This window comes from Ruegeria sp. BC6, assembly GCF_056539185.1.
On the sequence record NZ_JBQFUM010000001.1, the window covers coordinates 449,760 to 476,573 of the forward strand.

The 26,814-nt window shown below is 60.5% G+C and carries 31 protein-coding genes and 1 other RNA gene; 20 read left to right on the forward strand and 12 right to left on the reverse strand.

All coding sequences use genetic code 11. From position 1 onward, the window contains the following. Positions 1 to 47: 47 nt before the first annotated feature. From ACR0MM_RS02170 to fumC, 3 genes are read right to left on the reverse strand one after another with little or no spacing between them, the layout of a single operon-like run. On the reverse strand, positions 48 to 278 hold the full coding sequence (locus ACR0MM_RS02170; protein ID WP_170363516.1) for a ribbon-helix-helix domain-containing protein: 231 nt from the start codon (positions 276 to 278) through the stop codon (positions 48 to 50). After that, positions 275 to 451, reverse strand: a complete 177-nt coding sequence (locus ACR0MM_RS02175) for a DUF4169 family protein (protein ID WP_170357726.1) — start codon at positions 449 to 451, stop codon at positions 275 to 277. Before ACR0MM_RS02175 ends, ACR0MM_RS02170 begins: the two co-directional genes overlap by 4 nt. Next, positions 451 to 1,845 carry a class II fumarate hydratase gene (gene fumC, locus ACR0MM_RS02180; protein ID WP_480694164.1) on the reverse strand — a complete coding sequence of 465 codons (1,395 nt, stop codon included), beginning with the start codon at positions 1,843 to 1,845 and terminating at the stop codon, positions 451 to 453. Before fumC ends, ACR0MM_RS02175 begins: the two co-directional genes overlap by 1 nt. Positions 1,846 to 2,053: 208 nt before the next feature. On the opposite strand from fumC, the gene ACR0MM_RS02185 reads away from it, so the two are divergent. Then, the gene (locus tag ACR0MM_RS02185; protein WP_170363513.1) at positions 2,054 to 2,617 is read left to right on the forward strand and encodes a hypothetical protein; all 564 of its coding nucleotides are present in this window, start codon (positions 2,054 to 2,056) and stop codon (positions 2,615 to 2,617) included. A gap of 40 nt (positions 2,618 to 2,657) precedes the next feature. Here ACR0MM_RS02185 and ACR0MM_RS02190 read toward each other — a convergent pair whose 3' ends face one another. The 8 genes from ACR0MM_RS02190 to ACR0MM_RS02225 all read right to left on the reverse strand — a co-directional run bounded on the left by ACR0MM_RS02190 (position 2,658) and on the right by ACR0MM_RS02225 (position 8,955). Then, the gene (locus ACR0MM_RS02190; RefSeq protein ID WP_480694166.1) at positions 2,658 to 3,122 is read right to left on the reverse strand and encodes an SspB family protein; all 465 of its coding nucleotides are present in this window, start codon (positions 3,120 to 3,122) and stop codon (positions 2,658 to 2,660) included. 76 nt (positions 3,123 to 3,198) lie between these two features. Next, entirely contained in the window at positions 3,199 to 4,452 is a 1,254-nt protein-coding gene (gene chrA / locus ACR0MM_RS02195) for a chromate efflux transporter (protein ID WP_480694168.1), read from the reverse strand. A gap of 236 nt (positions 4,453 to 4,688) precedes the next feature. Continuing rightward, positions 4,689 to 5,120 (reverse strand): ester cyclase, encoded by a 432-nt coding sequence (locus tag ACR0MM_RS02200; protein WP_093961996.1) that lies wholly within the window; start codon positions 5,118 to 5,120, stop codon positions 4,689 to 4,691. 101 nt (positions 5,121 to 5,221) lie between these two features. After that, positions 5,222 to 5,569, reverse strand: a transfer-messenger RNA (tmRNA) gene (gene ssrA / locus ACR0MM_RS02205). 35 nt (positions 5,570 to 5,604) lie between these two features. Further along, complete coding sequence (locus ACR0MM_RS02210) at positions 5,605 to 5,967, reverse strand: DUF4345 family protein (protein WP_170586594.1); 363 nt, start codon at positions 5,965 to 5,967, stop codon at positions 5,605 to 5,607. A gap of 64 nt (positions 5,968 to 6,031) precedes the next feature. Beyond that, positions 6,032 to 6,682, reverse strand: coding sequence for a hypothetical protein (locus ACR0MM_RS02215; protein WP_170339290.1), 651 nt, complete (start codon positions 6,680 to 6,682; stop codon positions 6,032 to 6,034). Between the two features lie 13 nt (positions 6,683 to 6,695). Continuing rightward, positions 6,696 to 8,096 (reverse strand): selenium-binding protein SBP56-related protein, encoded by a 1,401-nt coding sequence (locus ACR0MM_RS02220; RefSeq protein ID WP_170363508.1) that lies wholly within the window; start codon positions 8,094 to 8,096, stop codon positions 6,696 to 6,698. Positions 8,097 to 8,223: 127 nt separating this feature from the next. Beyond that, entirely contained in the window at positions 8,224 to 8,955 is a 732-nt protein-coding gene (locus ACR0MM_RS02225) for a FadR/GntR family transcriptional regulator (protein ID WP_005983321.1), read from the reverse strand. An 85-nt stretch (positions 8,956 to 9,040) separates the two neighbouring features. Between ACR0MM_RS02225 and ACR0MM_RS02230 the strand changes: the two genes are divergently transcribed. The 18 genes from ACR0MM_RS02230 to ACR0MM_RS02315 all read left to right on the forward strand — a co-directional run bounded on the left by ACR0MM_RS02230 (position 9,041) and on the right by ACR0MM_RS02315 (position 25,230). Beyond that, on the forward strand, positions 9,041 to 9,832 hold the full coding sequence (locus ACR0MM_RS02230) for a DUF2182 domain-containing protein (protein WP_170367071.1): 792 nt from the start codon (positions 9,041 to 9,043) through the stop codon (positions 9,830 to 9,832). A gap of 4 nt (positions 9,833 to 9,836) precedes the next feature. After that, positions 9,837 to 10,541 (forward strand): DUF1326 domain-containing protein, encoded by a 705-nt coding sequence (locus ACR0MM_RS02235; protein WP_093962001.1) that lies wholly within the window; start codon positions 9,837 to 9,839, stop codon positions 10,539 to 10,541. Beyond that, the gene (locus ACR0MM_RS02240) at positions 10,541 to 11,068 is read left to right on the forward strand and encodes a DinB family protein (protein WP_480694171.1); all 528 of its coding nucleotides are present in this window, start codon (positions 10,541 to 10,543) and stop codon (positions 11,066 to 11,068) included. The genes ACR0MM_RS02235 and ACR0MM_RS02240 overlap by 1 nt, the downstream gene beginning before the upstream one ends. Beyond that, entirely contained in the window at positions 11,069 to 12,172 is a 1,104-nt protein-coding gene (locus ACR0MM_RS02245) for a dimethylsulfoniopropionate demethylase (RefSeq protein ID WP_170523826.1), read from the forward strand. Positions 12,173 to 12,260: 88 nt separating this feature from the next. Then, positions 12,261 to 13,256 (forward strand): acryloyl-CoA reductase, encoded by a 996-nt coding sequence (gene acuI / locus ACR0MM_RS02250; protein ID WP_170338698.1) that lies wholly within the window; start codon positions 12,261 to 12,263, stop codon positions 13,254 to 13,256. A 183-nt stretch (positions 13,257 to 13,439) separates the two neighbouring features. After that, positions 13,440 to 14,003, forward strand: a complete 564-nt coding sequence (gene frr / locus ACR0MM_RS02255; RefSeq protein WP_170338696.1) for a ribosome recycling factor — start codon at positions 13,440 to 13,442, stop codon at positions 14,001 to 14,003. 9 nt (positions 14,004 to 14,012) lie between these two features. Next, positions 14,013 to 14,744 carry a polyprenyl diphosphate synthase gene (gene uppS / locus ACR0MM_RS02260; protein ID WP_170357748.1) on the forward strand — a complete coding sequence of 244 codons (732 nt, stop codon included), beginning with the start codon at positions 14,013 to 14,015 and terminating at the stop codon, positions 14,742 to 14,744. Further along, complete coding sequence (locus tag ACR0MM_RS02265) at positions 14,741 to 15,523, forward strand: phosphatidate cytidylyltransferase (protein ID WP_093962007.1); 783 nt, start codon at positions 14,741 to 14,743, stop codon at positions 15,521 to 15,523. Before uppS ends, ACR0MM_RS02265 begins: the two co-directional genes overlap by 4 nt. After that, on the forward strand, positions 15,523 to 16,695 hold the full coding sequence (gene dxr, locus ACR0MM_RS02270) for a 1-deoxy-D-xylulose-5-phosphate reductoisomerase (RefSeq protein ID WP_480694173.1): 1,173 nt from the start codon (positions 15,523 to 15,525) through the stop codon (positions 16,693 to 16,695). The genes ACR0MM_RS02265 and dxr overlap by 1 nt, the downstream gene beginning before the upstream one ends. A 4-nt stretch (positions 16,696 to 16,699) precedes the next feature. Then, complete coding sequence (gene rseP / locus ACR0MM_RS02275; protein WP_170367205.1) at positions 16,700 to 18,052, forward strand: RIP metalloprotease RseP; 1,353 nt, start codon at positions 16,700 to 16,702, stop codon at positions 18,050 to 18,052. Positions 18,053 to 18,155: 103 nt separating this feature from the next. Continuing rightward, positions 18,156 to 18,284: a hypothetical protein gene (locus ACR0MM_RS02280; protein ID WP_254920122.1), complete on the forward strand. Its 129-nt coding sequence runs from the start codon at positions 18,156 to 18,158 to the stop codon at positions 18,282 to 18,284. A gap of 127 nt (positions 18,285 to 18,411) precedes the next feature. Further along, positions 18,412 to 20,772, forward strand: a complete 2,361-nt coding sequence (gene bamA, locus ACR0MM_RS02285) for an outer membrane protein assembly factor BamA (RefSeq protein WP_480694175.1) — start codon at positions 18,412 to 18,414, stop codon at positions 20,770 to 20,772. A gap of 5 nt (positions 20,773 to 20,777) precedes the next feature. After that, the gene (locus ACR0MM_RS02290) at positions 20,778 to 21,362 is read left to right on the forward strand and encodes an OmpH/Skp family outer membrane protein (protein ID WP_480694177.1); all 585 of its coding nucleotides are present in this window, start codon (positions 20,778 to 20,780) and stop codon (positions 21,360 to 21,362) included. 72 nt (positions 21,363 to 21,434) lie between these two features. Beyond that, positions 21,435 to 21,908 carry a 3-hydroxyacyl-ACP dehydratase FabZ gene (gene fabZ, locus ACR0MM_RS02295; protein ID WP_170339263.1) on the forward strand — a complete coding sequence of 158 codons (474 nt, stop codon included), beginning with the start codon at positions 21,435 to 21,437 and terminating at the stop codon, positions 21,906 to 21,908. Next, positions 21,905 to 22,690, forward strand: coding sequence for an acyl-ACP--UDP-N-acetylglucosamine O-acyltransferase (lpxA, locus tag ACR0MM_RS02300; protein ID WP_170363500.1), 786 nt, complete (start codon positions 21,905 to 21,907; stop codon positions 22,688 to 22,690). The genes fabZ and lpxA overlap by 4 nt, the downstream gene beginning before the upstream one ends. Positions 22,691 to 22,694: 4 nt before the next feature. Next, entirely contained in the window at positions 22,695 to 23,489 is a 795-nt protein-coding gene (locus tag ACR0MM_RS02305) for an LpxI family protein (protein WP_480694179.1), read from the forward strand. Continuing rightward, positions 23,489 to 24,646 carry a lipid-A-disaccharide synthase gene (gene lpxB, locus ACR0MM_RS02310; RefSeq protein ID WP_480694181.1) on the forward strand — a complete coding sequence of 386 codons (1,158 nt, stop codon included), beginning with the start codon at positions 23,489 to 23,491 and terminating at the stop codon, positions 24,644 to 24,646. Before ACR0MM_RS02305 ends, lpxB begins: the two co-directional genes overlap by 1 nt. Continuing rightward, entirely contained in the window at positions 24,646 to 25,230 is a 585-nt protein-coding gene (locus ACR0MM_RS02315; protein ID WP_480694183.1) for a hypothetical protein, read from the forward strand. Before lpxB ends, ACR0MM_RS02315 begins: the two co-directional genes overlap by 1 nt. Here the strand turns inward: ACR0MM_RS02315 and mnmA are convergent. Continuing rightward, positions 25,224 to 26,369 carry a tRNA 2-thiouridine(34) synthase MnmA gene (mnmA, locus tag ACR0MM_RS02320; RefSeq protein ID WP_170390053.1) on the reverse strand — a complete coding sequence of 382 codons (1,146 nt, stop codon included), beginning with the start codon at positions 26,367 to 26,369 and terminating at the stop codon, positions 25,224 to 25,226. The genes ACR0MM_RS02315 and mnmA overlap by 7 nt on opposite strands. A gap of 130 nt (positions 26,370 to 26,499) precedes the next feature. Between mnmA and sciP the strand changes: the two genes are divergently transcribed. After that, entirely contained in the window at positions 26,500 to 26,793 is a 294-nt protein-coding gene (sciP, locus tag ACR0MM_RS02325) for a CtrA inhibitor SciP (RefSeq protein WP_170338674.1), read from the forward strand. Positions 26,794 to 26,814: the final 21 nt, after the last annotated feature.

Genomic DNA, 26,814 nt, shown 5'->3' on the forward strand with positions numbered 1-26,814 from the left:
TGTACCCCTTTTGTTCGCCATCACCCTAGGCGCAGACGGATATCAGATCAAGGGTTGCGATCGGGTGACCGGTACCAGTTCAGAACAAAGACGCGAATGGCCGACGCCAATCCAGTCTCGGGGTCGCGCGCGACATCAATTTCCGAGGCCAGCACATTGATCGGCAAGCCTTTTGCCTTGGCGATGTCTCGGAACGCCTGCCAGAACTCATCCTCGAGCGAAACCGAAGTGCGGTGCCCCTTGAGCGTCAGCGAGCGTTTGACCGGCGGGCCGCTCATTCGTCCAGCTCGTGATTGTCCAGATCGCGGCTGGCCTTGTCGGCACGGGCCTTGTCCAGCTGTTTGTCTGCCTTGCTGCGCCCGAACGCCGCCGCGTTCCGGTCGGCGCGGGCCTTTTTCTCGGCCCGCGCCTTTTCCTTGCGATACCGGTTCAGATTGACCGGCTTGCCCATCAGTCCTTGGGCCCGATCATCTGCTCGGGGCGCACGACGGCGTCAAAGGTCGCCTCGTCGACGAAGCCCAGCTTGATGGCCTCTTCCTTCAGCGTGGTCCCGTTCTTGTGCGCAGTCTTAGCGACCGTGGTTGCGTTGTCATAGCCGATGGTGGGGGCCAGGGCGGTGACCAGCATCAGCGATTCCTTCATCAGCTTGTCGATGCGCGCCTCGTTGGCCTTGGTGCCCAGAAGCATGCGTTCGGTGAAGCTGTCCGTCGCGTCGCCCAGCAGCTGGATCGACTGCAGCAGATTGTAGGCCATCATCGGGTTGTAGACGTTCAGTTCGAAATGGCCCTGGCTGCCGGCGAACTTGATCGCAGCGTCATTGCCCATGACGTGGGCTGCGACCTGGGTCAGCGCCTCGGCCTGGGTCGGGTTGACTTTGCCCGGCATGATCGACGATCCGGGCTCGTTCTCCGGCAGGATCAGCTCGCCCAGACCCGAACGCGGCCCCGACCCGAGGAAGCGGATGTCGTTAGCGATCTTGTAGCAGCTGCCCGCGACGGTGGCCAAGGCGCCCGAGAGGAACACCATGGCGTCATGAGCGGCCAGCGACTCGAATTTGTTGGGCGCGGTGACGAAGGGCAGGCCGGTGATTTCGGCCATGTTGGCGGCGACGGCCTCGGCCCAGCCCTTCTGGGTGTTCAGCCCGGTGCCGACGGCGGTGCCGCCCTGCGCCAGCTCGTAGATGCCGGGCATGGCGGTGTTCACACGGGCGATGCCCTGACGGATCTGGTGGGCATAGCCGCTAAATTCCTGGCCCAGGGTCAGCGGGGTCGCGTCCTGCGTGTGAGTGCGGCCGATCTTGATGATGTCCTTGAATTCCGCCGACTTCTGCCCGAGCCCGGCGGCCAGCTTTTCCAGCCCCGGCAGCAGCACGTCACGCACGCTCATAGCGGTGGCGATATGCATGGCGGTGGGGAAGGTGTCGTTCGACGATTGTCCCATGTTGCAGTGATCGTTCGGGTGCACCGGATCCTTCGAGCCGATCACGCCGCCCAGGATCTCGATCGCGCGGTTCGCGATGACCTCGTTGGCGTTCATGTTCGACTGGGTGCCTGATCCGGTCTGCCAGACGACCAGCGGGAAGTTGTCGTCGAACTTGCCCTCGATCACCTCGCCTGCGGCCTGGATGATCGCGTCGGCGATACGTGCGTCCAGTTTGCCGGTGGCCTTGTTCTGCATGGCGCAGGCCTTCTTGACCACGCCCAGCGCGCGCACGATGGCGACGGGCTGCTTCTCCCATCCGATGGGGAAGTTCATGATCGAGCGCTGCGTCTGCGCCCCCCAATACTTGTCGGCAGGAACCTCGAGCGGGCCAAAACTGTCGGATTCGGTGCGGGTCTGAGACATCTGTCACTCCGTCTGGTATGCAGTCGCATGCCGTTTAACCGCAGCTAAGCCATGGTTCAATCGGCCAGTTGCGCGCACCTTAGTCCGAAGGGCAAAAAAGGTATAGCCATGCGGTGTGCGTCACTTTTCTTGGTCGGTCACAGGGCCGTACCATTGTGCCCGTTCCCGGCTGAGCTAAGATAAAGAAGGCAACCGCGGAGAAAGAACCATGAATCGCTCAGACCGGACCTCATCTTTCGCGCAAATGGCCCGATGGCTGTCGGTACTGGCGTTTGGGCTTTTGTTGGCGTCTCCCGGATGGGCGCAGGACATCGGTCCCTTTGTCGGCGACTATGTCGGATCTGCGGACGTGGTGGATGCGGACGGATCGTCGACCCCGCGGGACATGAGCGTTTCCATCGCAGAGACGGGCGAAGGGTTCGTGGTCAAGTGGAAGACTACCACCTACAAAGCCGACGGCCGGGTGAAAGAACAAAGCTTCTCGGTCGAGTTCCGACCTTCTGATCGGAACAACATCTATTCCGCAGCCATGAAGCGGAATGTCTTCGGTCATGAGGTTCCACTGGACCCAATGAAGGGTGAGCCTTTTGTCTGGGGGCGGATCGAAGGGGAAACGCTGACCGTCTTCTCGCTGTTCATAGATGAGGACGGCGGGTACGAATTGCAGCAGTATGACCGGACGCTGGCCGAGGGCGGGCTGAACCTGTCCTTTTCCCGGTTCAGAGATGGACAGAAGTCACGTTCGGTCGAAACATTCCTGGAAAAACAATAGGCTCCGCCAAAAAAGCGAAGCCTGGTCCAATGGATACGGACTACTTGCGGAAGCTGTCCAGCGATACGATATCCGCATCGTGATGCGGCTCGTCTTCGGGTTCGACCTCGATCGACTCGGCCTCGATTTCCACCGGGTCCTCATCTTCTTCGTCCGAGCTTTCGAAGCGCAGGCCGAATTCGACCGACGGATCGACAAAGGTCTGGATGGCCGAATAGGGGATATACAGCGGCTCAGGAGCGTCACCGAAATTGAGCGTGATGGCAAATCCGTCCTCGCCAACCTCGAGATTTTCGAACCAGTGCTGCACCACGATCGTCATCTCGTCAGGGTAGCGTTCGCGCAGCCAGTCAGCGATTTCGACGCCGGGCTCACGGGTATCGAACGTGATGAAGAAATGGTGCGCGCCGGGCAATCCGGCTTCGGAAACGCGCTTCAGAACAGCCTTGATCAGCCCGCGCATAGCGTTGTGCATCAAGTTGCCGTAGTCAATGCCTTGCGACATGTGTCATCCTCGAAAGTGGTTATCCCAAGCATAAGGGATTTGATCGGAAACGAAAGAGCGGGTTGCGTCTGATTGTTCAAACCAGATGCAGGATTGCGCCTGCTCCTATCATGATGCCCAGCGTCGTTGCCAGACCGGTTTTTCTTATGAAAATCAAGACTCCGGCAAGGCATGTCAATCCAACGGCTGCGATGTCCAAGGTCGAAAAAATCGGAATGGGCAGTGAGATCGGACCAAACTCGACTTCTCCGATGGTTCCAAACAGGACGTGCAGTCCGAACCACACCGACAGGTTGAGAATCACACCGACGACCGCCGCGGTAATTGCGCGCAATGCTCCCGACAGTCTCGGTCTTTGCGCTATGACGTCCAGGTAAGGTGCGGCAACGAATATCCACAGGAAGCACGGAACGAAGGTCGCCCACAGCGCAACGACCCCGGCTGCCAGCGCAAGGGACATCCCGCCCGCCAACTGCCCGGCGAGCATGGCGACGAATTGCGTGACCAGTATCAAAGGGCCGGGGGTTGTTTCTGCCAGTCCCAGCGCATCGATCATCTGATCGGTAGAGATCCATTGATAGTTCTCGACGACCGTCTGGGTCATGTAGGCCAGCACCGCATAGGCCCCGCCGAAAGTGACTACGGCCAATCGAGCAAAGAACCAGCCCAGATCGCTTAGCAACGTCTGGCCGGAAAGGGTCAACAACACCAGCGGAGCCAACCACAGAAACAGCCAGAGCGCTGCGGTCCGCACGGGCCGAGCCAACGCGGTATCGACATTCTGCGAAACTGAAGGCTGCTCTGAAGGCTTACGTGAAAAGCCCCAGACAGCCGCGGCCAGAATGATCAGGGGGAAAGGTAGATTCAGAGCGAAGATCGCCAAGAACGCCAGTATCGCAAGAATCCCGGGCTCTGCCCCAGATAGAGTCTTGCGAGAAAGATTGAGCACCGCCTGCAGAACGATCACGATAACCGTGGCCTTGATCCCGAGAAATGCAGCCTGAACCAGGGGAAGATCTCCGTAGGCAGCATACAGGCCGACCAGCACAGCTATCACCAGCGCTCCGGGCAGAACAAACAGGCCGCCGGCAATCAGCCCGCCCGGCACGCCCCGCAGCCGCCAGCCGGCATAGGTGGCCAGTTGCATGGCTTCGGGGCCGGGCAGCAACATGCACAACGACAGCGCGCGCAGAAAGCTCTGCTCATCCAACCATGGCCGCCGTTCGACCAATTCCTGGTGCATCAATGAGATCTGTGCCGCTGGGCCACCAAATGAGAGGAGGCCGATGCGGCCGAACACCCGGACCAGTTCTGACAGTGAGGGGTTCACTACAGGGGATCCGCCCTGCATGCGCCGGTTTCGGCGGTCCTCGGGCGGCTCCATCCGATATTCGGAGCATAGGTGCCGATCCGACTACCAGCGATCATTGGAAATTGCGCAGCCATGGCATGTGCCCCTTTGGATTTGGAGACATGCGAACCCGGGCTGCCGCCGGGCAGGGCGTTCACATGCTGACCCCGTGTGCTCTTGCTACTCGGGGTCAGCACGCGCGGTCAAGAACCGGTTCAGGCCCAGTCCAGCCGTTGCCCTGTCATGCAAACGGGCAAGGTATCCTGCGGGAACTGGCCGAGCTGTTCGAACAGGGAAACGAAGTCGAACTGGTTGTAGGCTTCGACCATCTTGTCACCTTTGAAGCGCGCCATAACTTGGCCTGTGACCTCCAAGGGCGCGCCGTTGTCCGCCCGCGAGGTCCGCACATGCAGAACGGCCGACGCCCAATCGCCGTTTTCGATAATTTTGGGCAAGTCCACCTGGATTTCGCCCAGAACGTGCCGAAAGGCCATGACCAGGTCGCGAAAGTCGTCCGCCCCGACCTGCATTTCGGGTATCAGCCCTTCGGCCATCGTTTCCGGGGCAAAATACTGGTCGATCGCGTCAATATTGCCTTTTTCCCAGACCTCGGAATACCAGGCTCTGAGTATCTCTGAATGAGTCATCCCAACTCTCCTGTCTGTCTTCCGCTACTTTGAATGACAGGAGTGAACAGTTTCTGAATAGCGGCCAAATTCGGCGCAAAAACTCAGACAAAATCCAGGGAAATGCAGGTTTCTGTTGCCAGGTACCTGCGAACCCCGCCTTACGCGGCTAGGCGCAAGGACTTAAGTTTCGGTCTGGTTACTGCTTACGCAGCAACTGCAACCGGAGCACGATTGTCATTTGCAATTGTACTGTTTTCGCCGGTAACGGTGGCAGACAGCCGAGACAAAGCTAACCCCTTTAGACGTTCGTCGATCCTGTTTCGGCCCCATGATCCCCAAATGAAGGATGTATGGTGGAGCCGCCGGGTACCGCCCCCGGGTCCGATCCGCTTATTACGAGCGCGTTTATGTCCATAGTCCCGAAGGACAGGATTTATATAGGTGAGGATATTTGCGGATGCAAACCCCCAAAGCGCGGGATCATGGCGATTTTTCCAACCTTTCACGCGGGCTTGAAGAGGTTGGCGGCAATCAGCCAGATCGCCAGCACCAGCTCGATTCCGCCGAAGGTCAACGCTTTGGCCAACGGGGGATTGTCCAGCAGTACGGACACGAACCGACCCAGCGCCGCGCCCGCATAGACCACGCCCAACATCGCGTAGGCCATCGGGTGGTTCAGCCACAATACGGCGATGCCGGTCACGACAAACAGCCCGCCGACCGAGGCCCGCATTTCGCTGAGGCCCATCGTGCTGTTGGTGGGCGCAAGGTCCAGCGACGCCGCCGTCCAAGCCGGAGCCAGAAAGCCGAACAAGCCAAAGCCGATGGTCAGAAGGGCTGCGATGATGTTGAGTATTCCGGTCATTGGGGCCTCGCGTTTCAAATGCCTGCCCGTCGAACCTAATCTGTTTCGGGGCAGGGGGAAGACCTCAGATTGCGGCCCACAGGCCGAGAACACCCACAAGGATCAGGCTGAGCGCCCAGACCATTTCCAGGTTGAACCAGCTGCGAGACAGAAACTGCAGGCCCAGCCAGCGATAGACCGCGAAGGCCAACGCACCGCCGCCCAGCATCATCGCGCCTGTATGGACCGCGGCTACAGCCAGAACCAGCAGGCCATTGGTGCCCATGATCTCTGACACGGCTCTGTGGCCGGTATCCAGCTCGTCCAGCCCGCACAGGCCCAGATAGATCGGGACCAGCATCAGCGCCGCTCCATGCGCCAGCGCCACCAGAAACGACCACAGCGCCAGCCGACTGGGCGGTACGCGCGCCAGAAACCGTGGGTGGCGCCGGGTGATCGCGATGTAGAGGCCCATAGCGATCACGATCAGGGCCGCTCCGATCCGGATTTCGCGCTGATAGTCTACAAGGATGGTCATCAGCGCAAAGGGCAGCAAAACACCCAGCATCGCCACAAAATGCCCGCCCGCCAGCGCTGCCAACGCGCGCCAGAGAGCGGATTGGCGTTGCTCCATCAATGCCGCCGACACGGCCAACGGCCAGCCCATACCGGGGTTCAACCCGTGATAGGCACCGCTCAGAACAACGGCCAGCCAGAGGCCGGCCGTCGATGTCATCAAGACGTCCAATTCAGACCGAAGGGTAGCAGAAACTGTCGGTGGAGCAGTCTCCTCCCTCAAGCCGGATCTGGTGGCTGCGATACCCTTTCGGGAAGTCCACCCAGAAATCCTTGTCCAGTGTCAGGCCGCCTTTTTCGCCTACATCTGCCTTGACCATCGCAGCGCCGCGATCGCCGGGATAGAATTGGTCATCCCATGTGGAATAGAGCGAATTGGTCCAATAGACGCGTTTGCCGTCACGGCTGATCTCGACCATCTGCGGGCCATAACCAAAGTCCTTGCCGTTGGGATGCTTGGTTTTCTTGACGATTCCGCCGATCTCGACCTTGCCGGCCAGCTTGGGCTTCATCGGGTCCGAGACATCGTATTGGTGCATTTCACCGGTGCCCCAGCACGCGACATACAGGTATTTGTCGTCCAAGCTCAGGTCGATGTCGGTCACCAGAGGCGGCACCGCCGAGAACCCTTTGAGCAGATCGGGAAGATCATCCGGATCAGCGGGTTGCGGGTCGATCGTGATGGTCTTCTTGGCCTCGAAACTGCCATCCTTGTTGCGCCACCAGGTAAAGATTGCGCCCTGAAGATTGGTGGTGTCGACCACCACACCGCAGAACCCGTATTGCTTGACCGGGTCATGCGCCGGCCGGATTTCCAGCGCCATCTGGTGGTTCTCGCCCAAATCGATGGTCTGGATGTTGGTGCGGTCGCGCAGGTTCCAGAAATGGATCCGGTGGCCATATTTGTTCGACAGAAGATCTTCGGCCACGATCCCGTTTTCGAATTGCGGGGGCAGACCCCATTCGGAACTGACCATGTAGTCACGCGGCAGGTTCCACCAGAAATCATAGTGCTTGTCCTGCACGCCGCGCTCGATCTCGTAACGCCCGATGATGTCGAAGGTCTCGCAATCCATGATGAAGATGCCCGGAGGCCCATCGGTGCCATCCGGTCCGCCGCCGCCCAAGGTGCTGACATAGATACCTTCGGGTCCGCAATGGATCGTGTGGGGGCGGGAATACCCCGTCTTTGCAAAGACTTCTTCGGGCTCGATGATCTTGTGAATTTTGGCCTTCAGCGGCTCTTTCACGTCAATCACGTAGATCCGGCTGGAACGGATACCGGGGATGATCAGGTACCGGCGCTCAAGAAAAGCGTGGCCGGTCAGCGGAGACAGGGCCGAAGAACAGGCGTTCCATCCGAAATGGTGAAACTCGTCGCCCTTGTTGGGCATCATCACCTTGTGAACGATCTTTCCGTAGTCGCCCGAAGTTGGGTCGACATTCACAACCGCCAGGCCATCGGGCTGCGAAAAATCGGGGCTGAGCATCAGCGTGAAGGCCAAGGTTTCGGGCGGGGCCTCCATGGCCATCTTGGCGGATGGATAGAATGTTGGATCCGGTCTTTTGTTCATAACGTCCTCCCGTAAGTCATTGAAAATCAATTTTATTGAGAGTGCCGGTCTTCCCGCCGGATGATGGTCTGCCTGCTCGAGTGTCCTTTCCGTCGATGTGATGCGTCAAGAAGTATTCAGATTGTCTTCAGGCCGGTTTCCGCCGACGTTCGGCCACATCATGGGCCAGGCGGCGGGTGTAGGTTTCCAGTTCGACCAGCGCGGCGTCGACGGTCTCGGCGTCCTGCGCCTCCAGCGCGTCGGCGATCTTGCTGTGCAGGCGGATGATCTCTTCGCGCGAGCGGGCGGTGAAGGTGATCATGTTCATCAGGGGCTGCATCGCCTCGACCGCGCCGGCCAGCTGATAGGACAGGACAGGGTTGCCCGCACCATCCACCAGCGCGCGGTGAAAGGCCACGTCCGAGGCGCAGAAGGCCTCATCCGTCAGACCGGGTTGAGCCTGACGGAAGATTTCCGCGCGCATGGTGGCCAATTGATCGGCGGTACGCCGCTGCGCCGACAGGGGCGCGCAGGCCCGTTCCAATGCATAGCGGGCCTCGCAGGCCGTATCAAAGCTGACCTCGTTCATCGACAGCAGCAGCGTCGAAGTCGTGATCTGCTGGGAATAGGCGTCCTGGAAACTCAGCCGGTTGACGAAGGCACCCCCGGTCGCGCCGCGCTGGGTGCGGATCAGCGATTGCGCCGCCAGCCGTTTCAAGGCCTCGCGCACGGTGGGGCGTGAGACCTGGAACTGGTCCGCCAGTTCGGATTCAGAGGGCAGGCGCTCGTCCACGATCAGCTCTCCTGATACGATGGCATCGCGGATGGCCTGGGCGATCTGTGCGGACAAGTCGGTGCTTTTCTGAGGATCGATTTTCATCTTCTGCAGGCCGCCGTGAAAAATTTATTTGTCTGACATTTAAAAGTCTGACATTTGAAAAGCAAGCACCGAGTCGGGAGGGAACATGAGTCGGGCACTTCTACGCAGTGGTTTGTGGCTGGGCTTTTTCGTCCTGATCCTGTGGGCCTGGTGGGTGATGTACACCATGAGCCGCGACATGGGCGTCGATTGGATTGGCCGACCCGGGCCAATGGCCGAGGCGATGCGTGCGATGGATCCCCGCATGGACATGTACATGCCGATGGCCGAGTTCGGCCCGCTGTTCGTGATGTGGGCGATCATGATGGCCGCGATGATGCTTCCGACGTTGGTTCCGACACTGAAAAGCTATGAGGATTTGATCCAGAGCGCCAATGGAACAAGGCTTGGGTGGGTCGGCGTTCTGTTGGGCTATTTCGTGGTCTGGGCCGGGTTCGCCGCGTTGATCACAGGTGTTCAGCTGGCGTTGCTGTTCGGGGGCGTGATCGACATGCTGGGCATTGCCAAGTCTCCGCTCTTTGCTGCCGGTCTTCTGATTGCCGTCGGTGCCTTTCAATTCACGCGCGCCAAGGAGGTGTGCCACGGGGTGTGTCACGCGCCGATGACCTATTTCCTTGGACACTGGCGCACCGGCTTCTCTGGCGGACTGCGTATGGGCCTTGGGCTGGGCGCCTTTTGTGTCGGCTGCTGCTGGGGGTTCATGGCGCTTGGCTTTGTCGGAGGCGTGATGAGCCTGCTGTGGATGGGCTTGGCGACCCTGTTCATGGTGTTGGAGAAATTGCCCCAGATCGGTCATGTTCTGACACGGCCGCTGGGTTTCGCATTGATTGCAGGTGGCCTTGGGCTGCTGATCTACCCAATTGCATACGGAGGATAAGCCGATGGCAAAAAACAGAAAACCCGATGCCGACAAGCTGCCGGTCAGTCAGCGAATTGATAGCCGGATGCCCAATCCCAAGCGGCGCGAGATGAGCCCGACGGACTGGGCCATCAAGGGTGAGCTTATCCTGAACTGCTCCTGCGACGTGTTCTGCCCCTGCGTGGTTTCGCTGGGGGCGCACCCTCCGACGGAAGGGCATTGTCATGCGTGGATGGGCGTGATCATCGACGAAGGACACTATGAAGGTGAGGACCTGTCGGGTCTGAACGTCGGTCTGTTGGTCGATATTCCCGGCCGGATGGGCGAAGGCCAGTGGAAGGTCGCCGCTTACGTGGATGAGCGCGCAAGTGGCAAGGCGTACAACGGTCTGCTGCAGATTTTCAGCGGGCAGGCCGGTGGCACCACTGGGTTGTTCACGATGCTGGTGAGTGAAATCATCGGCGCCGAGCGTGCTCCGGTGCAGATCGAGCGCGACGGCAACAAACGCCGCATCGTCATCGGCCGCAAGATCCAGGGTGAGATCGAGATGCTGGCAGGCAAAGACCCCGAGCATCCGGTCATGGTTTCGAATTCCAAATATTGGATGGGCCCGGACATCATCGTGGCGCGTGGCACCAAGTCTAAGGTGCGCGATTATGGTCGTGTCTGGGATTTCGGCGGCAAATCTGCCGAAATCTGCCCGATCGACTGGCACGGACCAAAGTGATGATTTCCGGCGCCTATGCTCGGCAGATGGCCCGCTATAACCGCTGGCAGAACAGCCAGTTGGCGGGCTTTCTTCAAGAGCTTTCGCCCGAGGAATTGACCCGGGAACGCGGCGCATTTTTCGGGTCGATCCTGGGGACTGCCAACCATCTGTTGTGGGGCGACTGGATTTGGGTGTCGCGGTTCGACAAAGGTCCGGGGCCTGAAAGCAATCCGCACCGCAAGGGCGGCGGTATACACGAGAGCGTCCACCTGAGTCCGGATCTAGCGCACTGGCTTCCACTGCGCGAGACCATCGATGCGCGGATCGATGCTTGGGTTGAAACTCTGGGCGACGAGCCAATCTCGGGTCCGTTCACCTGGTATTCCGCGGCAAAAGAAGAAGACATTACATTACCTTACGCTGTGTGTGTGATGCATTTTTTCAATCATCAAACGCATCACCGGGGACAAATCCACAAAATGCTGACCGAGGCCGGGTCTGGGGCCCCGGTCAGTGATCTCGTTTTCTTGCCCGAGGAGGTCTAAGTGCCACAGATTTCTTTGTCGCGCCGGCTGCGGCGCACGCCGTTCTCCGACGGGGTCGAGGCGGCCGGTGTCAAAGGTTATACCGTGTACAACCGGATGTTGCTGCCCACGGTATTTGAAAGCGTCGAGGCCGACTATCGGCATCTCAAAACCCACGTGCAGGTCTGGGACGTATCATGCGAGCGGCAGGTCGAACTGCGCGGTCCCGATGCGGCGCGGCTGATGCAGATGCTGACCCCGCGCGACCTGCGCGGCATGTTGCCGGGCCAGTGCTACTATGTGCCGATCGTGGACGAAACCGGGGGAATGCTGAACGATCCCGTGGCGGTGAAACTGGCGGATGACCGATGGTGGATTTCGATCGCAGACAGTGATTTGCTGTTGTGGGTCAAAGGCTTGGCCAACGGATATCGACTGGATGTTCTGGTGGATGAGCCGGACGTGTCGCCCTTGGCGGTGCAGGGACCCAAGTCGGATGACCTGATGGCGCGGGTCTTTGGCGACCGGGTGCGTGATATCCGCTTCTTCAAGTTCGACATGTTCCAGTTCGAGGGGCGTGATCTGGCGATTGCGCGGTCGGGCTATTCCAAACAGGGCGGGTTCGAGATCTATGTCGAAGGCGGCGACGTCGGCATGCCCTTGTGGAATGCGCTTTTCGCCGCCGGAGAGGACCTGCAGGTTCGGGCGGGCTGCCCCAACCTGATCGAGCGGATCGAGGGCGGGTTGCTGTCTTACGGCAATGACATGACCGATGACAACACGCCCCATGAATGCGGGTTGGGCAAGTTCTGCAACACGCATACGGCCATTGGCTGCATCGGGCGGGATGCGCTGTTGCGGGTGGCCAAAGAGGGGCCGGTTCAGCAAATCCGTCCGATCGCGATCGAGGGCGACGCGGTGCCCCCCTGCGATCGGCCGTGGCCGATCTATGGCGGCGGCAAGCGTGTGGGCCAGGTGACCTCGGCTACCTGGTCGCCGGATTTTCAAACCAACGTGTCGATCGGTATGCTGCGGCTGAGCCATTGGGATCCGGGAACGCAGGTTGAAGTCGAAACGCCGTCTGGAATGCGGACTGCAATCGTGCAGGACAAGTTCTGGATTTGAGCCGGGAAGGGCGCGCGGGACGCGCCCGAGAAGCATATGGGCCAGATGACAGATCGGTTGGGCCACGGTCAATGAAAGGAATTGGAATATGTTCAACGCTTTGGTGATGGAAAAGGACGAGGAAAGCGGACTGGCCAGCCCGGTCATCAAGCAGATTTCGGAAGATGACTTGCCGCATGGTGAAGTGCGTGTGGCCGTCGAGTTCTCGACCGTCAACTACAAGGATGGTTTGTGCATGTCGCCCAAGGGCGGCGGTCTGGTCCGAAATTATCCGCATGTGCCCGGGATCGACTATGCCGGAACGGTCGAAGAATCCTCGGACGACCGGTACAAACCCGGCGACAAGGTCGTGCTGACCGGTTGGCGCGTGGGTGAGGCACATTGGGGCGGGTACGCCCAAAAGGCCAGCGCGCTGGCCGATTGGCTGGTGCCTCTGCCCGAGGGGTTGAGCACGCGCCAGGCCATGGCCGTGGGAACTGCTGGTTTTACCGCGATGCTGGCGGTGATGGCGCTGGAAGATCACGGTCTGACGCCCGACCGCGGGCCGGTTCTGGTAACCGGTGCAGCCGGGGGCGTCGGCTCGGTTGCCACGGCGATTCTGGCCAATTTGGGATACGAAGTTGCGGCAGTGACCGGGCGGCCTGAAACCGAAGGTTATCTGAAGGCGCTTGGCGCCACGTCGATCGTGCCACGTGACGAGTTGAACGAAACCACCAAACGTCCGCTGGAAAGCGAAACCTGGGCTGGCTGCGTTGATGCCGTCGGGGGCGCTATGCTGGCGCGCGTACTGGGCCAGATGAAGTATGGCGCCTCGGTGGCAGCGGTCGGTCTGGCCGGTGGCGCGGGCCTGCCGGCGACCGTCATTCCGTTCCTGCTGCGTGGTGTCAACCTGTTGGGAATCGACAGCGTGATGCAGCCGTTCGACAACCGACTGCGGGCCTGGCAGCGGGTGGCTTCGGATCTGCCGATGGACAAGCTGGAAGCGATGATTCAGCCGGCCACTCTGAATGATCTTCCGAAGCTGGGTGCCGACATCCTAAACGGTCAGGTCAAGGGGCGCGTGGTCGTTGACCTGAACGCCTGAGCCTTGGTTTTTTCTGTGCCAGACCGGCCCGCCACAGGGCCGGTCTTTTTTGTCCGGGGGACCGGGTTTTTCGCGGAAACAACTCTGGTCATTGCCACATTTCCCGATCATGATTGCTATACATCCCAGGTGCGATGGCGTAAGAGCCATTCCAACATCACCTGAAGACGGGGAGTGAGCAGCATGTCTGACGATTTTGAACTGGACACCGATGATCTGAAACGCCGCATGGATGGCGCGATGGCCAACCTCAGAACCGAATTCGCGTCGCTGCGCACCGGACGTGCCTCGGCTTCGATGCTCGAGCCGGTTATGGTGGATGCGTATGGGTCGATGACACCGATCAACCAGGTCGGCACTGTAAACGTTCCCGAGCCGCGCATGGTCACCGTGAATGTTTGGGACAAGTCCTTGGTCGGCAAAGTGGAAAAGGCGATCCGGGAAAGCGGACTGGGCATCAACCCGCAGCTGAACGGAACGATCATCATGCTGCCGATCCCCGAGCTGAACGAAGAGCGCCGCCGCGAGCTGGGCAAAGTGGCCGGGCAATACGCCGAACACGCCCGCGTTGCCATTCGCAACGTGCGCCGCGATGGCATGGATCAGATCAAGAAAGCCAAGGCCGACGGCCTGTCGGAAGACGATCAGAAGTTCTGGGAAACCGAGGTTCAGGAACTGACCGACCAGATGATCAAGGCCGTCGATGCGGCCCTTGAGGCCAAGCAGGCCGAAATCATGCAGGTTTGAGCGCAAGCCATGCCCGCTGATCCCCAAAACGAGCCCCCCTGTGGACCGCGTCACGTGGCCATCATCATGGATGGCAACGGTAGGTGGGCCCAGGCGCGCGGCCGGCCACGGCTGTACGGGCATCACGCCGGTGCCCGTCGGGTGCGCGAAGTGGTCGAAGCCTGCCCGGGGCTGGGGATCAAATACCTGACGATTTTTGCCTTCTCGACGGAAAACTGGAAACGGACCCAGGTCGAGGTTGCCGGTCTGATGAGCCTGTTCAAGCGCTACATCATCAAGGAAACCCGAACCCTGGCCCAAAACGGTATCCGTGTTCGATTCATCGGCGACAGGGTGCGGCTGGACGCCAAATTGATCGAGTTGATGGACACGCTGGAGCGCGAGACGTCCGACAATGACCTTGTCCACCTGACCGTCGCTCTCAACTATGGTGGTCGGGACGAAGTGGCCCGGGCAACCAAGCGGCTGGCGCGGGACGTTGCCGCAGGCAACCTGCGGCCCGAAGATGTCGACGAGGAAACGCTGCCCAGATATCTGGACACGCGCGTCCTGCCTGACCCCGATCTGGTCATTCGCACCAGTGGCGAGGCGCGGATATCGAATTTCCTTCTCTGGCAATCCGCTTACTCGGAATACGAATTCATCGACACGCTCTGGCCCGACTTCACCGCAGCCGAGCTGGAACGGCTGTGCAAGAGCTTCGGGTCGCGCGAACGCCGGTTCGGAGCAGTTCCGGCATGACGGACGGCCGATGGTCCGACCTGACCACCCGGGTGTTGTCTGCCCTGGTACTGGTCGCTATTGGAGCGGTCGAGGTTTGGCTGGGCGGACTATGGTTCGAGACATTTGTTGCCGCCGCGTGTGGTCTGATGACCTGGGAACTGGTTCGCATGATCGATTCCGATCGGGTGGGCGTCGCGGTTCAGTTGGGAATCCTGACCGGCGTTGCCGTCATGCTTAGCTATCATGTTCCGCCACTCTACAAACTGCCCTTTCTGATCGCGCCCGCCCTGGTCGGGGCAGGGCAGGTCTCGCACTCACGCGGGATCTACGTGCTGTTTGCCATGTGGATTGCCTGTGCGGGTTACGGGTTCATCCAGATCCGCGAGACGATGGGGTTTGGCTGGATGGTCTGGTTAATCCTGGTCGTCGTTGCCACGGACGTAGCTGGGTACTTCGTAGGAAAGACGTTCGGTGGCCCGAAGTTCTGGCCGCGCGTCAGCCCCAAGAAGACCTGGTCGGGCACGGCGGGCGGCTGGGTGGCAGCCGCGCTGGTGGGCGCAGCCGTTGCCGCGTATGCCGGGTTTGGCTACCGGTTTGTTTTGGTTTCGGTCCTGGCCTCGATGGCCAGCCAGGCCGGTGATATCGTGGAAAGCGCCGTCAAGCGGCGGTTCGGGGTCAAGGATAGCTCGAACCTGGTGCCGGGACACGGCGGTTTTCTGGATCGATTTGACGGCATGATGGGTGCATCGCTGATGGTTCTGATCGCGTCGCTGGTCTATTCGCCCGGGGAAATCTGATGCGAAAGGTTTCGATATTCGGCGCGACCGGATCGATCGGCCAGAATACGATCGATCTGATTGCTCGGGCCCCGGAGGATTACAAGGTGGTCGCCGTCACCGGCGGTACGAATGTCCGGCAACTGGCGCAGGACGCCCTCCGGTTGGGCGCCGAAGTGGCGGTAACCGCCTTTGACCGACATCTGGACGATCTGCGCGATGCTTTGTCCGGCACAGGGATCGAGGCCGCCGCGGGCGCAACCGCGCTGATCGAAGCGGCCGCTCGCCCGGCAGACTGGGTCATGTCCGCCATTGTTGGCTCGGCCGGTTTGGCGCCGGGGCTTGAGGCTTTGAAGCAGGGCGCGACCCTGGCCTTGGCAAACAAGGAAACGCTGGTGTGTGCCGGCCCGCTTGTTCTGGAAACCGCGGAACGCCATGGCGCGCGTCTGCTGCCTGTCGACAGCGAGCATTCGGCGGTCTTTCAGGCGCTTGTCGGTGAAGACATGGAAGCGGTCGAACGCATCATCATCACAGCCAGCGGCGGCGCCTTTCGCGACTGGCCGGTCGAGAAGCTGGCCGGCGCTACGGTCGAGCAAGCTTCGAGCCACCCAAATTGGGACATGGGCCAGCGGATAACGATCGACAGCGCCTCGATGTTCAACAAGGCGCTGGAAGTGATCGAGACCAAAGAGTTTTTCGGGATCAACCCTGACAGGATCGAGGTTGTGGTTCACCCCGAATCCATCGTGCATGCTCTGGTCGGATTTCGCGATGGCGCAGTGATGGCGCATCTGGGTGCGCCTGATATGCGGCACGCGATCGGCTATGCGCTGCATTGGCCCGAAAGGCGCGACCTGCCGGTGCCACGCCTGGACCTGGCCAAGTTGGGCCAGCTGCGTTTTCGTGATCCGGACCCGGCGCGTTACCCGGCCCTGGTGCTGGCCCGCGAGGTCATGCAACGCGGTGGCCTGTCAGGCGCGATCTTCAACGCCGCCAAGGAGCGTGCGTTGGATCATTTCATCGGCCAACGCATCGGCTTTTTGGACATGACCGACGCCGTGGCCGCCGTTCTGGACCGTTTCGACGAGGCAGGCGGCCTTATTGATGCCCCTTTGACCCTTGATAACGTCCTGAAAACGGACCATCTCGCACGTCAATGGGTGGATGACGCCGTACTACGAAGAGCAGGATAGAATTTTGGACATACTCTCGCTGATTCCGCAATTTGGTGGGCTGGTCTATACGATTGCCGCATTCGTCGTGGCGTTGTCCGTCATCGTGGCGGTGCATGAATACGGGCACTACATCGTTGGCCGCTGGTCGGGGATCCATGCCGAGGTGTTCTCGTTGGGGTTTGGTCCGGTGCTTTGGAGCCGAATGGACAAACGCGGCACCAAATGGCAGATCGCTCTGTTGCCTTTTGGCGGTTATGTGAAATTCCTGGGCGATGCCAATGCGGCCTCGGGCAAGGATACCGAGACGATGGCCGAAATCACCACGCAAAGCCCCGAAGAATTGCGTCGGACGATGCATGGCGCACCGCTTTGGGCGCGGACTGCCACGGTTGCGGCCGGGCCGGTCTTCAATTTCGTTCTGTCGATCCTTGTCTTCGGTTTGATCTTCTGGTCGCAAGGCGTGACCCGTGAGCCACTGACGGTCGGATCGCTGAAACCTTTGCCGGGCACTGTGCAGGAGCTTCAGGAGGGGGACGAAATCGTTGCGATCGCCGGCATTCCCACGCCTGATTTCGATCAGGAGGGGGCCTGGACCGAGTTTACCGAGGCGCTGCCGGTGCAGCCGGTTCTCGAATACACGGTCATCCGCGACGGCCAGACCCTCGACGTATCGGCCCCGTGGCTGTTCCCGCCCTTGATCCAGCAGGTCGCCCCGCGCAGTGCTGCGATGGATATCCAGTTGCAGGCGGGCGACGTCATCACCTCGGTTGATGGCGAACCAATATTTGCCTTCGAACAGCTCAAGGAAAAGGTCGAAAGCTCGGACGGAAAGGTGCTTCTGCTGGACGTCTGGCGCGACGGCGCCGAGTTGGAATTTGCACTGGCGCCGCGTCGCACGGATGAACCGCAGGCGGACGGCGGCTTCAAAACCGAATGGCGGATTGGAATCGTCGGCGGCATGATGCTGGTGCCGGCGACCGAACCTGCGGGTCTAGTCGACTCGCTGCATGGCGGTGTCATCCAGACCGGCCGCATCATCGAGGGGTCGCTGTCCGGTATTTGGCACATGGTCACCGGTGCGATCAGCACCTGCAACATGTCCGGACCCATTGGTATCGCGGAAACCTCAGGCGCGATGGCGAGCCAAGGGGCACAGAGCTTCATCTTCTTCATCGCGGTTCTGTCCACTGCTGTAGGCTTGCTGAACCTGTTCCCAATCCCGGCATTGGACGGGGGCCACCTTGTTTTCTATGCCTATGAAGCCGTCGCAGGGAAACCGCCCAGCGACCGAGCTTTGCAACTGTTGATGGCGGTGGGGATCACGTTAATTCTCAGCCTCATGATCTTCTCGGTAAGCAACGACCTGTTCTGCTGATTGTGGCGGCATTGACGCGTTGCGGTCGCAAAATTGCCTCAATTCAAACCTAGTTTATTTGGGGAGATTTTGCCGAGACATGCAACCAAGCGGGCTGTAACCAATGACCAAGGCATTGCGAAATTCCTATCGGGGCTTCAGCTTCCTGTTTGTATTGAACTGGGACGCGTTGCTGAGCTTTGGGCTGACCGCTTTGGCATTGGCAGGCGCCGCATATCTGGCCGGTATGTGATTCCCCATACCCAGCTGAACGACTCGAGCGCGACCGATCCGGTCGCGTTTTTCGTTTGTGCTTTTGACAAGGCCCACCAGAGCGGCTACTCAACTTCTAAAGTCCGAAATTCTAGGTAGAGACAAAAATGGCTTACAGGAGAGGCGCGGGCACATCCTGCGGTACTGCGCAACCGCACGGCAACATTTTGTGGCGGGCACTAACGATTTTTTTCCTCTTTGCGGCAATGAGTTTTACGGCGGTACCGCAAGCCGCCCAGGCCCAGACCTACACGATTTCGTCGTTCGATGTTCAGGGCAACCGTCGCATTGAGACGTCCACCATCATCGCCCGGACAGGAATCACACCCGGTCAGACAGTCACTGCGGGCCAGTTGAATGACGCCTACCAGCGTTTGCTTGACAGTGGTGTTTTTGAGACAGTCGAATTGACCCCGCGCGGGAACACTCTGGTGATCGAGGTCGCCGAGTATCCGACGATCAACAAGATCAGCATCGAGGGCAATCGCCGCGTAAAGGATGACGTGTTGATCCAGGCAATCTCGTCGCAGCCGCGCCGGGTGTTCACGCCGCAGGTCGCGGAGTCCGACGCTGACAAGATCGCCGAAATCTACTCGGCGCAAGGGCGTGTGTCGGCCACTGTCATTCCGCGGATCATCCGCCGCAGCGACAACCGGGTGGATCTGGTTTTTGAAGTCGCCGAAGGCACCACGATTGAGATCGAGCGCGTCAGCTTTGTTGGAAACCGTGCATATTCCGACCGTCGTCTGCGCCGTGTTCTTGAATCCAAGCAGGCCAACATCCTGCGTACCTTCCTGCGCGGTGACACGTTCATTGCCGACCGCATCGAATTCGACAAACAGGTTCTGCGTGATTTCTACCTGTCGCGCGGCTATGTCGATTTTCGGATCAACAGCGCCAATGTCGAGTTCACGCGTGAGCGCGACGCCTTCTATCTGGTGATGAACATCACCGAAGGTCAGAAATTCTCGTTCGGCAACATCTCGACGGTCAGCGAAATCCCGGGCGTTGATGCGGCCGAGTATCAGAAGGCCCTCAAGATCAAACCTGGTGTTACGTATTCGCCAACTCTGATTGAGAATTCGATCGCTCGGCAGGAGCGTCTTGGCCTGAAGCAGGGCGTCGACTTTCTGCGCGTTGAGCCGCGTGTGACCCGCAACGACCGTGACCTGACGCTGGACGTTCAGTTCGTGCTGACCAGAGGCCCGCGCATTTTCGTCGAACGGATCGACATCGAGGGCAACACGACCACTCTGGACCGGGTCATCCGGCGCCAGTTCGACACGGTCGAGGGTGACCCCTTCAACCCGCGCGAAATCCGGCAGAGTGCCGAACGTATCCGGGCCTTGGGTTTCTTCTCGGTCGCGGATGTGGAAACTCGCGAAGGGTCCAGCCCCAGCCAGGTGATCGTGGACGTGGATGTCCAGGAGCAGCCGACCGGTTCGCTGGCGTTGGGCGGCAGCTACTCGGTTTCCGACGGTTTCGGGATCGCCATCCGGCTTGAGGAACGGAACTTCCTCGGGCGCGGACAGGAATTTGGCCTGACGCTGTCGACTGCGCAGGACTCTGAGCAGTACGTCATCAACTTTGCCGAACCGTACCTGTTGGGCCGGAAACTGCGTTTCGATCTGGGCTTTGGCCTTTCAAGGACCAATTCCAGCTTTGCCAGCTATGACACCAAGAGCGTGTTCATCAATCCGCAGCTCAGCTATGCGATTGGCGAACTGTCCTCGTTGCGGCTGCGTTACAACTGGAACAAGTCCGAGATGTCGCAGCAGGACGACGAGGTCAACGGGGCAGTCATCGCATCGGAAATCGCGCAAGGCAAGCGTTCGACAAGCTCGCTGGGGTTGGCCTATGTCTATGACAGCCGACTGGGCGGCCTGAACCCGAATGCGGGTGTATTGTTCGAGGTCGGCGTGGACGCGGCTGGCCTTGGTGGAGACAACAAGTACTTCAAGACCTCGACCCGGGCGATTGCCCAGACAAAGGTTCTGAACGAAGAGATGACGCTGCGGGCGTCATTTGAGGCCGGCGCGCTCCATTGGCAAGGTGACGACTTCAGCCGGGCAATTGACCGTTATGTTCTGGGGCCGTCAACGTTCCGTGGCTTCGAGCCGGCCGGTATCGGCCCTCGTGACCTGTCGAACGGGCAGGATGATGCGATCGGCGGCAACTACTACTGGGTCGCCCGGTTCGAGTCGGACTTCCCCTTGGGGCTGCCCGAGGAACTGGGGCTGCGCGGCGGTGTCTTCTATGACATCGGCAACCTGTACAACATCAACAATGTTGATACGACAGGTGCCAATATCGTCGGCGCAGACGGCTCGATCCGTCAGGTCATCGGCGTCTCGCTGCTGTGGGATACGCCGTTCGGTCCGCTGCGGTTCAACTTCTCGCAGGCCGTGAAGAAGGAAGACTTCGACAAAGAGCAGAACTTCGACTTTACTATTCAGGCACGGTTCTGACGTCCATGATCAAGACGATATCGAAGTTTGTACAGGGCCCGTTACGGGCCCTGTGTGTTTTGATCTTCCTGGTGGTGTCGCTCCCACTGGCCGCCCAGCAGTTGGGTGTACCGCAATCCGGCGTGCTGACCATCTCAAGCGACCGGATCTTCGCCGAGTCCGCATTCGGGCGACGGATTTTTGATGAGATCGAAGCAGAAAGTGCTGCGCTGGCCGCTGAAAATGAACGCATCGTTGCGGAACTGAGCCGCGAGGAAAAAGAGCTGACGCAAAAGCGTGAAGTTCTGAGCCCTGAGGAGTTCCGCCCGCTTGCGGAAGCCTTCGACCGAAAGGTCCAGTCTCACCGCGAGGGGCAACGCGCGAAACTGGATGCTCTGGCCCGCCGCAGTGACGAGGCGCGCAATCAGTTCTTTGAGTTGGCGCAGCCCGTGCTCATCGACCTTCTGCGTGAAACAGGCGCGTCGCTGATCATCGAACGATCCAACGTATTTCTCAGCTCGGACGCCTCGGATGTTACGGCCATCGCCATCCGCAGGATTGACGCGGCCATCGGCGACGGATCGCAGCTGGAAGAGGGCGACAAGCCATAGCGTGGCTTGCCCTTGGGTACGGGTATTGCTAACCACGCGTGAACGAGACCTCGAGAACAGGACACCCTGAAAATGACCACGGAAACCAAGAGCGCCGACATTCAGCTGATCCAGCGGATCCTGCCGCATCGCTATCCGTTCCTGCTGGTTGACAAGGTGGAAGAGATTGACGGCTATCAGTCGGCGGTTGGTATCAAGAACGTCACCATGAACGAGCCGCATTTCCAGGGCCATTTCCCCGGAACGCCGATCATGCCCGGCGTTACCATCGTCGAAGCGATGGCACAAACCGCAGGTGTTATGCTGGGCGTCGGCATGGATGTCATCGACAGCGAACTGCTGATCTATTTCATGAATATCGACAAGTGCAAATTCCGCCGCAAAGTGGTGCCGGGTGACGTGCTGAAAATGCATGTCGAAACCGTTCGCGGCAAGAAGGGCGGCAAGATCTTCAAGTTCAGCGGCCGCGCGACCGTTGACGGCGAAGTGGCGGCCGAGGCCGAGTTCTCGGCCTATGTCGATTGGGATATGGAAAAAACAGCATGAGCCGAATTCATCCCAGCGCGATCATCGAAGACGGCGCTCAGATCGGCCAGGACTGCGTAATCGGCCCGTTCTGCCATGTGGGGCCACAGGTGCGTTTGGGCGACCGAGTCGAGCTGAAGTCGCATGTGGTTGTCACCGGGGATACCTCGATCGGTGACGACTGCGTCATCTTCAACTTTTCGGTGATTGGTGAAATCCCGCAGGACCTCAAGTTCGGGGGCGAAAACACGCGGCTGGAAATTGGCAAGCGAAACCGCATCCGGGAACACGTTACGGTCAATACCGGCACCGAGGGTGGCGGCGGCGTCACTCGCATCGGCGATGACTGCCTGCTGATGGCCGGGGTCCATGTGGCCCATGACGTACAGATCGGCAACCGGGTGATCATGGTGAACCATTCCGGCGCCGCCGGCCACTGCATCATCGAGGATGACGTGATCATCGGCGGCATTTCCGGTTTGCATCAATGGGTGCGCGTGGGCCGCGGCGCCATCATCGGTGCGCTGACCATGGTGCCCAACGATGTCATCCCTTACGGCCTGGTTCAGGCCTCGCGCGGCGAATTGGAGGGGCTGAACCTTGTTGGCCTGAAACGCCGCGGCGTTTCCCGCGCGGACATTTCGGCGCTGCGTGCGGCCTTTCGCGAGCTGTCCGAAGGCGAGGGCACCTTTATGGACCGCGCCAAGCGTCTGGGCGACAGCACAGACAGCGACTATGTGCGTCAGATCGTGGAATTCGTGACGGGCGAAAGCGATCGTTCGTTCCTGACACCAAGGAAATAGGATCATGCTGGCTCTGATCGCGGGAACAGGGGTTTTGCCGGACGAACTGGTTGCGCACCTGCCGGAACGCCCCTTGGTTTGCGCGATGGAGGGATTTCAGCCCGAAACTCTGACGCCAGACGTGACCTTCCCGCTGGAGCAGTTGGGCAGTTTTGTCGCCGAGCTCAAAGCGCGCGGCGTCACAGATGTATGCCTCGCAGGTGCGGTCCGCAGGCCAGACATAAACCCCGCCCGGATTGACGCGCAGACCATGCCCTTGGTTCCGATCATCCAGCAGGCGCTGGTGTCGGGTGACGACGGAGCCCTGCGGGCGGTGATCGGCATTTTGGAGGGCGCCGGACTGCGCGTGCGGGCCGCACACGAGATCGCTCCGGACCTGTTGCCTCCTCTCGGGTGTCTGACCCAGGCACAGCCGACTGAGGCGGAACTGGGCGATGCGAACCGGGCCGTGGGTGTCCTGCGTGCGATGGGGGCAGCGGATATCGGACAGGCTTGCGTTGTTCACAAAGGCCAGGTTCTGGTTGTCGAAGGGGCCTTCGGCACGGCCTGGATGCTGCAATCTCTGGCCGCTCGCCCTGATGCGGGCGGTGGTATTCTGTTCAAGGGCCCCAAGCCGGGCCAAGACCGACGTGCCGATCTGCCTGCCATCGGCCCCGACACCGTATCCAGCGCCGTTGCGGCCGGTTTGTCCGGCATCGTCATCGAAAAGGGTGGGGTGATCGTGTTGGACCGGCCCCAAGTGATCGCGGAATGCGACCGCCTGGGCCTGTTCCTGCACGTACATGAGCGGGCCGTCTGATGCGCGTTTTTCTGGTCGCCGGTGAACCGTCGGGCGACCGTCTGGGCGGTGCGCTGATGGAGGGGTTGAAGACCCTTGTTCCGGATATCGAATTCGACGGGGTTGGCGGGCCGCTGATGCAGGCTCAGGGTCTGGTCAGCCGCTTCCCGATGTCCGAGCTCAGCGTGATGGGCCTGGTCGAGGTTCTGCCCAAGTTCTTTCACCTCAAACGTCGCATCGCCGAAACGGCGCAGGCCGTTCTTGATACCCAGCCCGACGTTCTGATTACTATCGACAGCCCCGACTTTTCGCTACGCGTGGCCAAGCAGGTCAAGGCGCGCAGCAATATACGCACCGTGCACTACGTCGCGCCCAGCGTCTGGGCCTGGCGCCCCAAGAGGGCGGACAAAATGGCCAAAGTCATCGACCATGTTCTGGCCCTGCTGCCGTTCGAGCCACCCTATATGGAAAAAGCCGGAATGGAGTGCGATTTCGTGGGCCACCCGGTGGCCAGCGAGCCGGTTGCAAACGACGCGCAGATCGCGCAGTTCCGCGCCGATCACGGGCTGGGCGACGCGCCGATCCTGCTGGCGTTGCCCGGCTCGCGCCGGGGCGAGGTCGATCGGCTGGCGCCGGTATTCGGAGCGGCGCTTGACCTGTACCTGAAAGACCGCCCCGACATGCGGGTGGTGGTTCCGGCGGTCGCGCATGTGGCCGATACCGTAGCTGCCCATGTCCGGTCCTGGCCGGGTCAGCCGGTCGTGGTGGACCCGCGCAACATCGATACGGATCACGCGGTTGCCAGCAAGCGTGCGGCCTTTGCCGCCGCCGAGATCGCCCTGGCCGCGTCCGGCACGGTCTCATTGGAGCTGGCGGCCCAGTCCACGCCGATGGTGATTGCCTACAAGCTGACCTGGCTGACCCAGAAGATCGCCGAGCGCATGGTCAAGCTGGATACGGTCACGCTGGTCAACCTGGTGTCCGAAACCCGGACAGTGCCGGAATGCCTGCTGGATGACTGCACGCCTGAAGCCATTTCCGCCGCGCTTGCCTCCGTGTCGGCCGCGCCGGACGCGCAGGAACAGGCCATGGCCGTCACGATGGAGCGTCTCGGCCGCGGTGGCGAAGCGCCCGGTCTTCGGGCCGCGCGCGCGGTGTTGGAGCGGATGACGCCGTGATGCTGGACTATGTGGTCTTTGCGGCCTCGGCCTTCATGGCGCAGGTGCTGACCAATCTCGACAACCTCATGGCGCTGGTCGCCCTGATGATCGTAACCGGCCCGAAACGGGCGGTTCTCGGGTTTCTGCTGGCACAAGGGCTGGTGATCGGCGCGGCTTTCCTGCTGGCGCTGGGGGTCGAAGATGTTGTGCCGCACTGGGCCGGCTACCTCGGAGGCATCCCTCTGGCCTTGGGGCTTTTCGGGGCCGCTCGACAGCTTCGCGGAACAAATGCGCAGGACGCGCCTGCAGTGCCGGGCAGCGCCTCGGCGCTTGTGACAATGTTGTTGTTCACAAGCCTTTCGATGGACACGTTTGCGGTCCTCGCCCCCTTGCTGGCCGACTCCACCCCCGATTTCCGGCTGGCAGGTGTGCTCGGGGCAGGTCTGGCCGCGCTCTCCCTTGCGGTTGTGGGGCTGATCGGTGGGCGCGCCCAGATCATGACGGGGCGCCTGGCGCAACGGCTGGAGTACCTCGTGCCTTACGTCATGATCTGCGCCGGGCTTTATATCCTCAGCAATTCGTGGACCGACGCGGTTCAGTAACCGCGCCAGATCCAGCCGCCGCCAAAGATCCGGCTGCCCCCGGTTTCATAGAACACGCAGGCCTGACCGGGCGAGACGCCTTCTTCGGGCGTCAGCAATTCGACCTCGGCGGTGGTGTCGGTCAGCGGGCGGATGATTGCCTCGCGCGGGGGGCGGGTCGAGCGGACCTTGACCGAAACATGCCATTCTTTCTGCGAGGTGAAGGGCTCATCGCCCAGCCAGTTGATCTCGCGCACGGGAATGGTGCGGGTGGCCAGCAGTTCCTTTGGGCCGACGACGACCTGTTTGCGATCCACGTCCAGCTTGACGACATAGAGCGGCTCACTGAGCCCGCCGATGCCAAGACCGCGTCGCTGGCCGATCGTGTAGTGGATTACGCCGTCGTGCTGGCCCAGAACGCGACCGTCGGCGTGAACGATCTCGCCCGGTTCGGCCGCGCCGGGGCGCAGTTTCTCGATCACGCTGGCATAGTTGCCGTTGGGCACGAAGCAGATGTCCTGGCTGTCGGGCTTATCGGCTACGCTCAGCCCGTATTGCGCGGCCATCTCGCGGGTCGCGTCCTTGGACGGCAGATGCCCCAGCGGGAAGCGCAGGAACTCCAACTGCTCGGGCGTGGTTGAGAACAGGAAATAGGACTGGTCGCGGTTGGCATCCTCGGCGCAGTGCAATTCGGGGCCATTGGGGCCCATTTTGCGTTGGATGTAGTGGCCGGTCGCCATGCAGTCGGCCTCGAGATCCTTGGCGGTTTCCAGCAGGTCCTTGAACTTGACGCGCTCGTTGCAGCGGATGCAGGGCACCGGAGTCGCGCCGGCCAGATAGCTGTCGGCGAACTCGTCGATCACCGCGTCCTTGAAGATGTTTTCATAGTCCAGAACGTAGTGCGGAAAACCGCGCTCCTCGGCCACGCGGCGGGCGTCGTGGATGTCGATCCCGGCGCAGCACGCGCCTTTTTTGGCCAGCGCCGCCCCGTGGTCATACAGCTGCAGCGTCACACCCACCACATCATAACCCTGATCCGCCAGATACGCCGCCACGACTGAGCTGTCGACACCGCCCGACATGGCGACGACCACCCGCGTTTCCGACGGGGGTTTGGCAAAGCCAAGCGAGTTCAGAGGGGTCTCGGTGTCGAGGGCCATGGGCTGTTCCAGTCCGGGTTAAGAAAGACCGGCAGAATATAGGAAAATTCTACGCACTCTCAAGGGGCGGTTTCACCCCGCATTAAGTAGACTGCCGTCAGCTTTGTGGCACCAGAAAAAGGGTCGAAAGATGTATTTGCACAAAGTTGAGGGACCAAGGTCAGTTACCCTGCCGGATGGGTCTGTTTTGTCCCGAGCGGACTTGCCGCCTGCGGATACGAAACGCTGGGTCGCATCAAGAAAGGCCATTGTCGTTCGAGGCGTGCTTTATGGACTGATCTCCTTGTCGGACGCCAAGAAACGATACGGCCTGAGTGACGAAGAGTTCAACACATGGGTGTCTGCGGTTGCCGAACACGGAATCGAGGCCTTGAAAGTGACGGCGCTAAAAAAATATAGACAACCTAAAGGCGAAAGCGAATAAATGACTCAACGGTAACGTCAG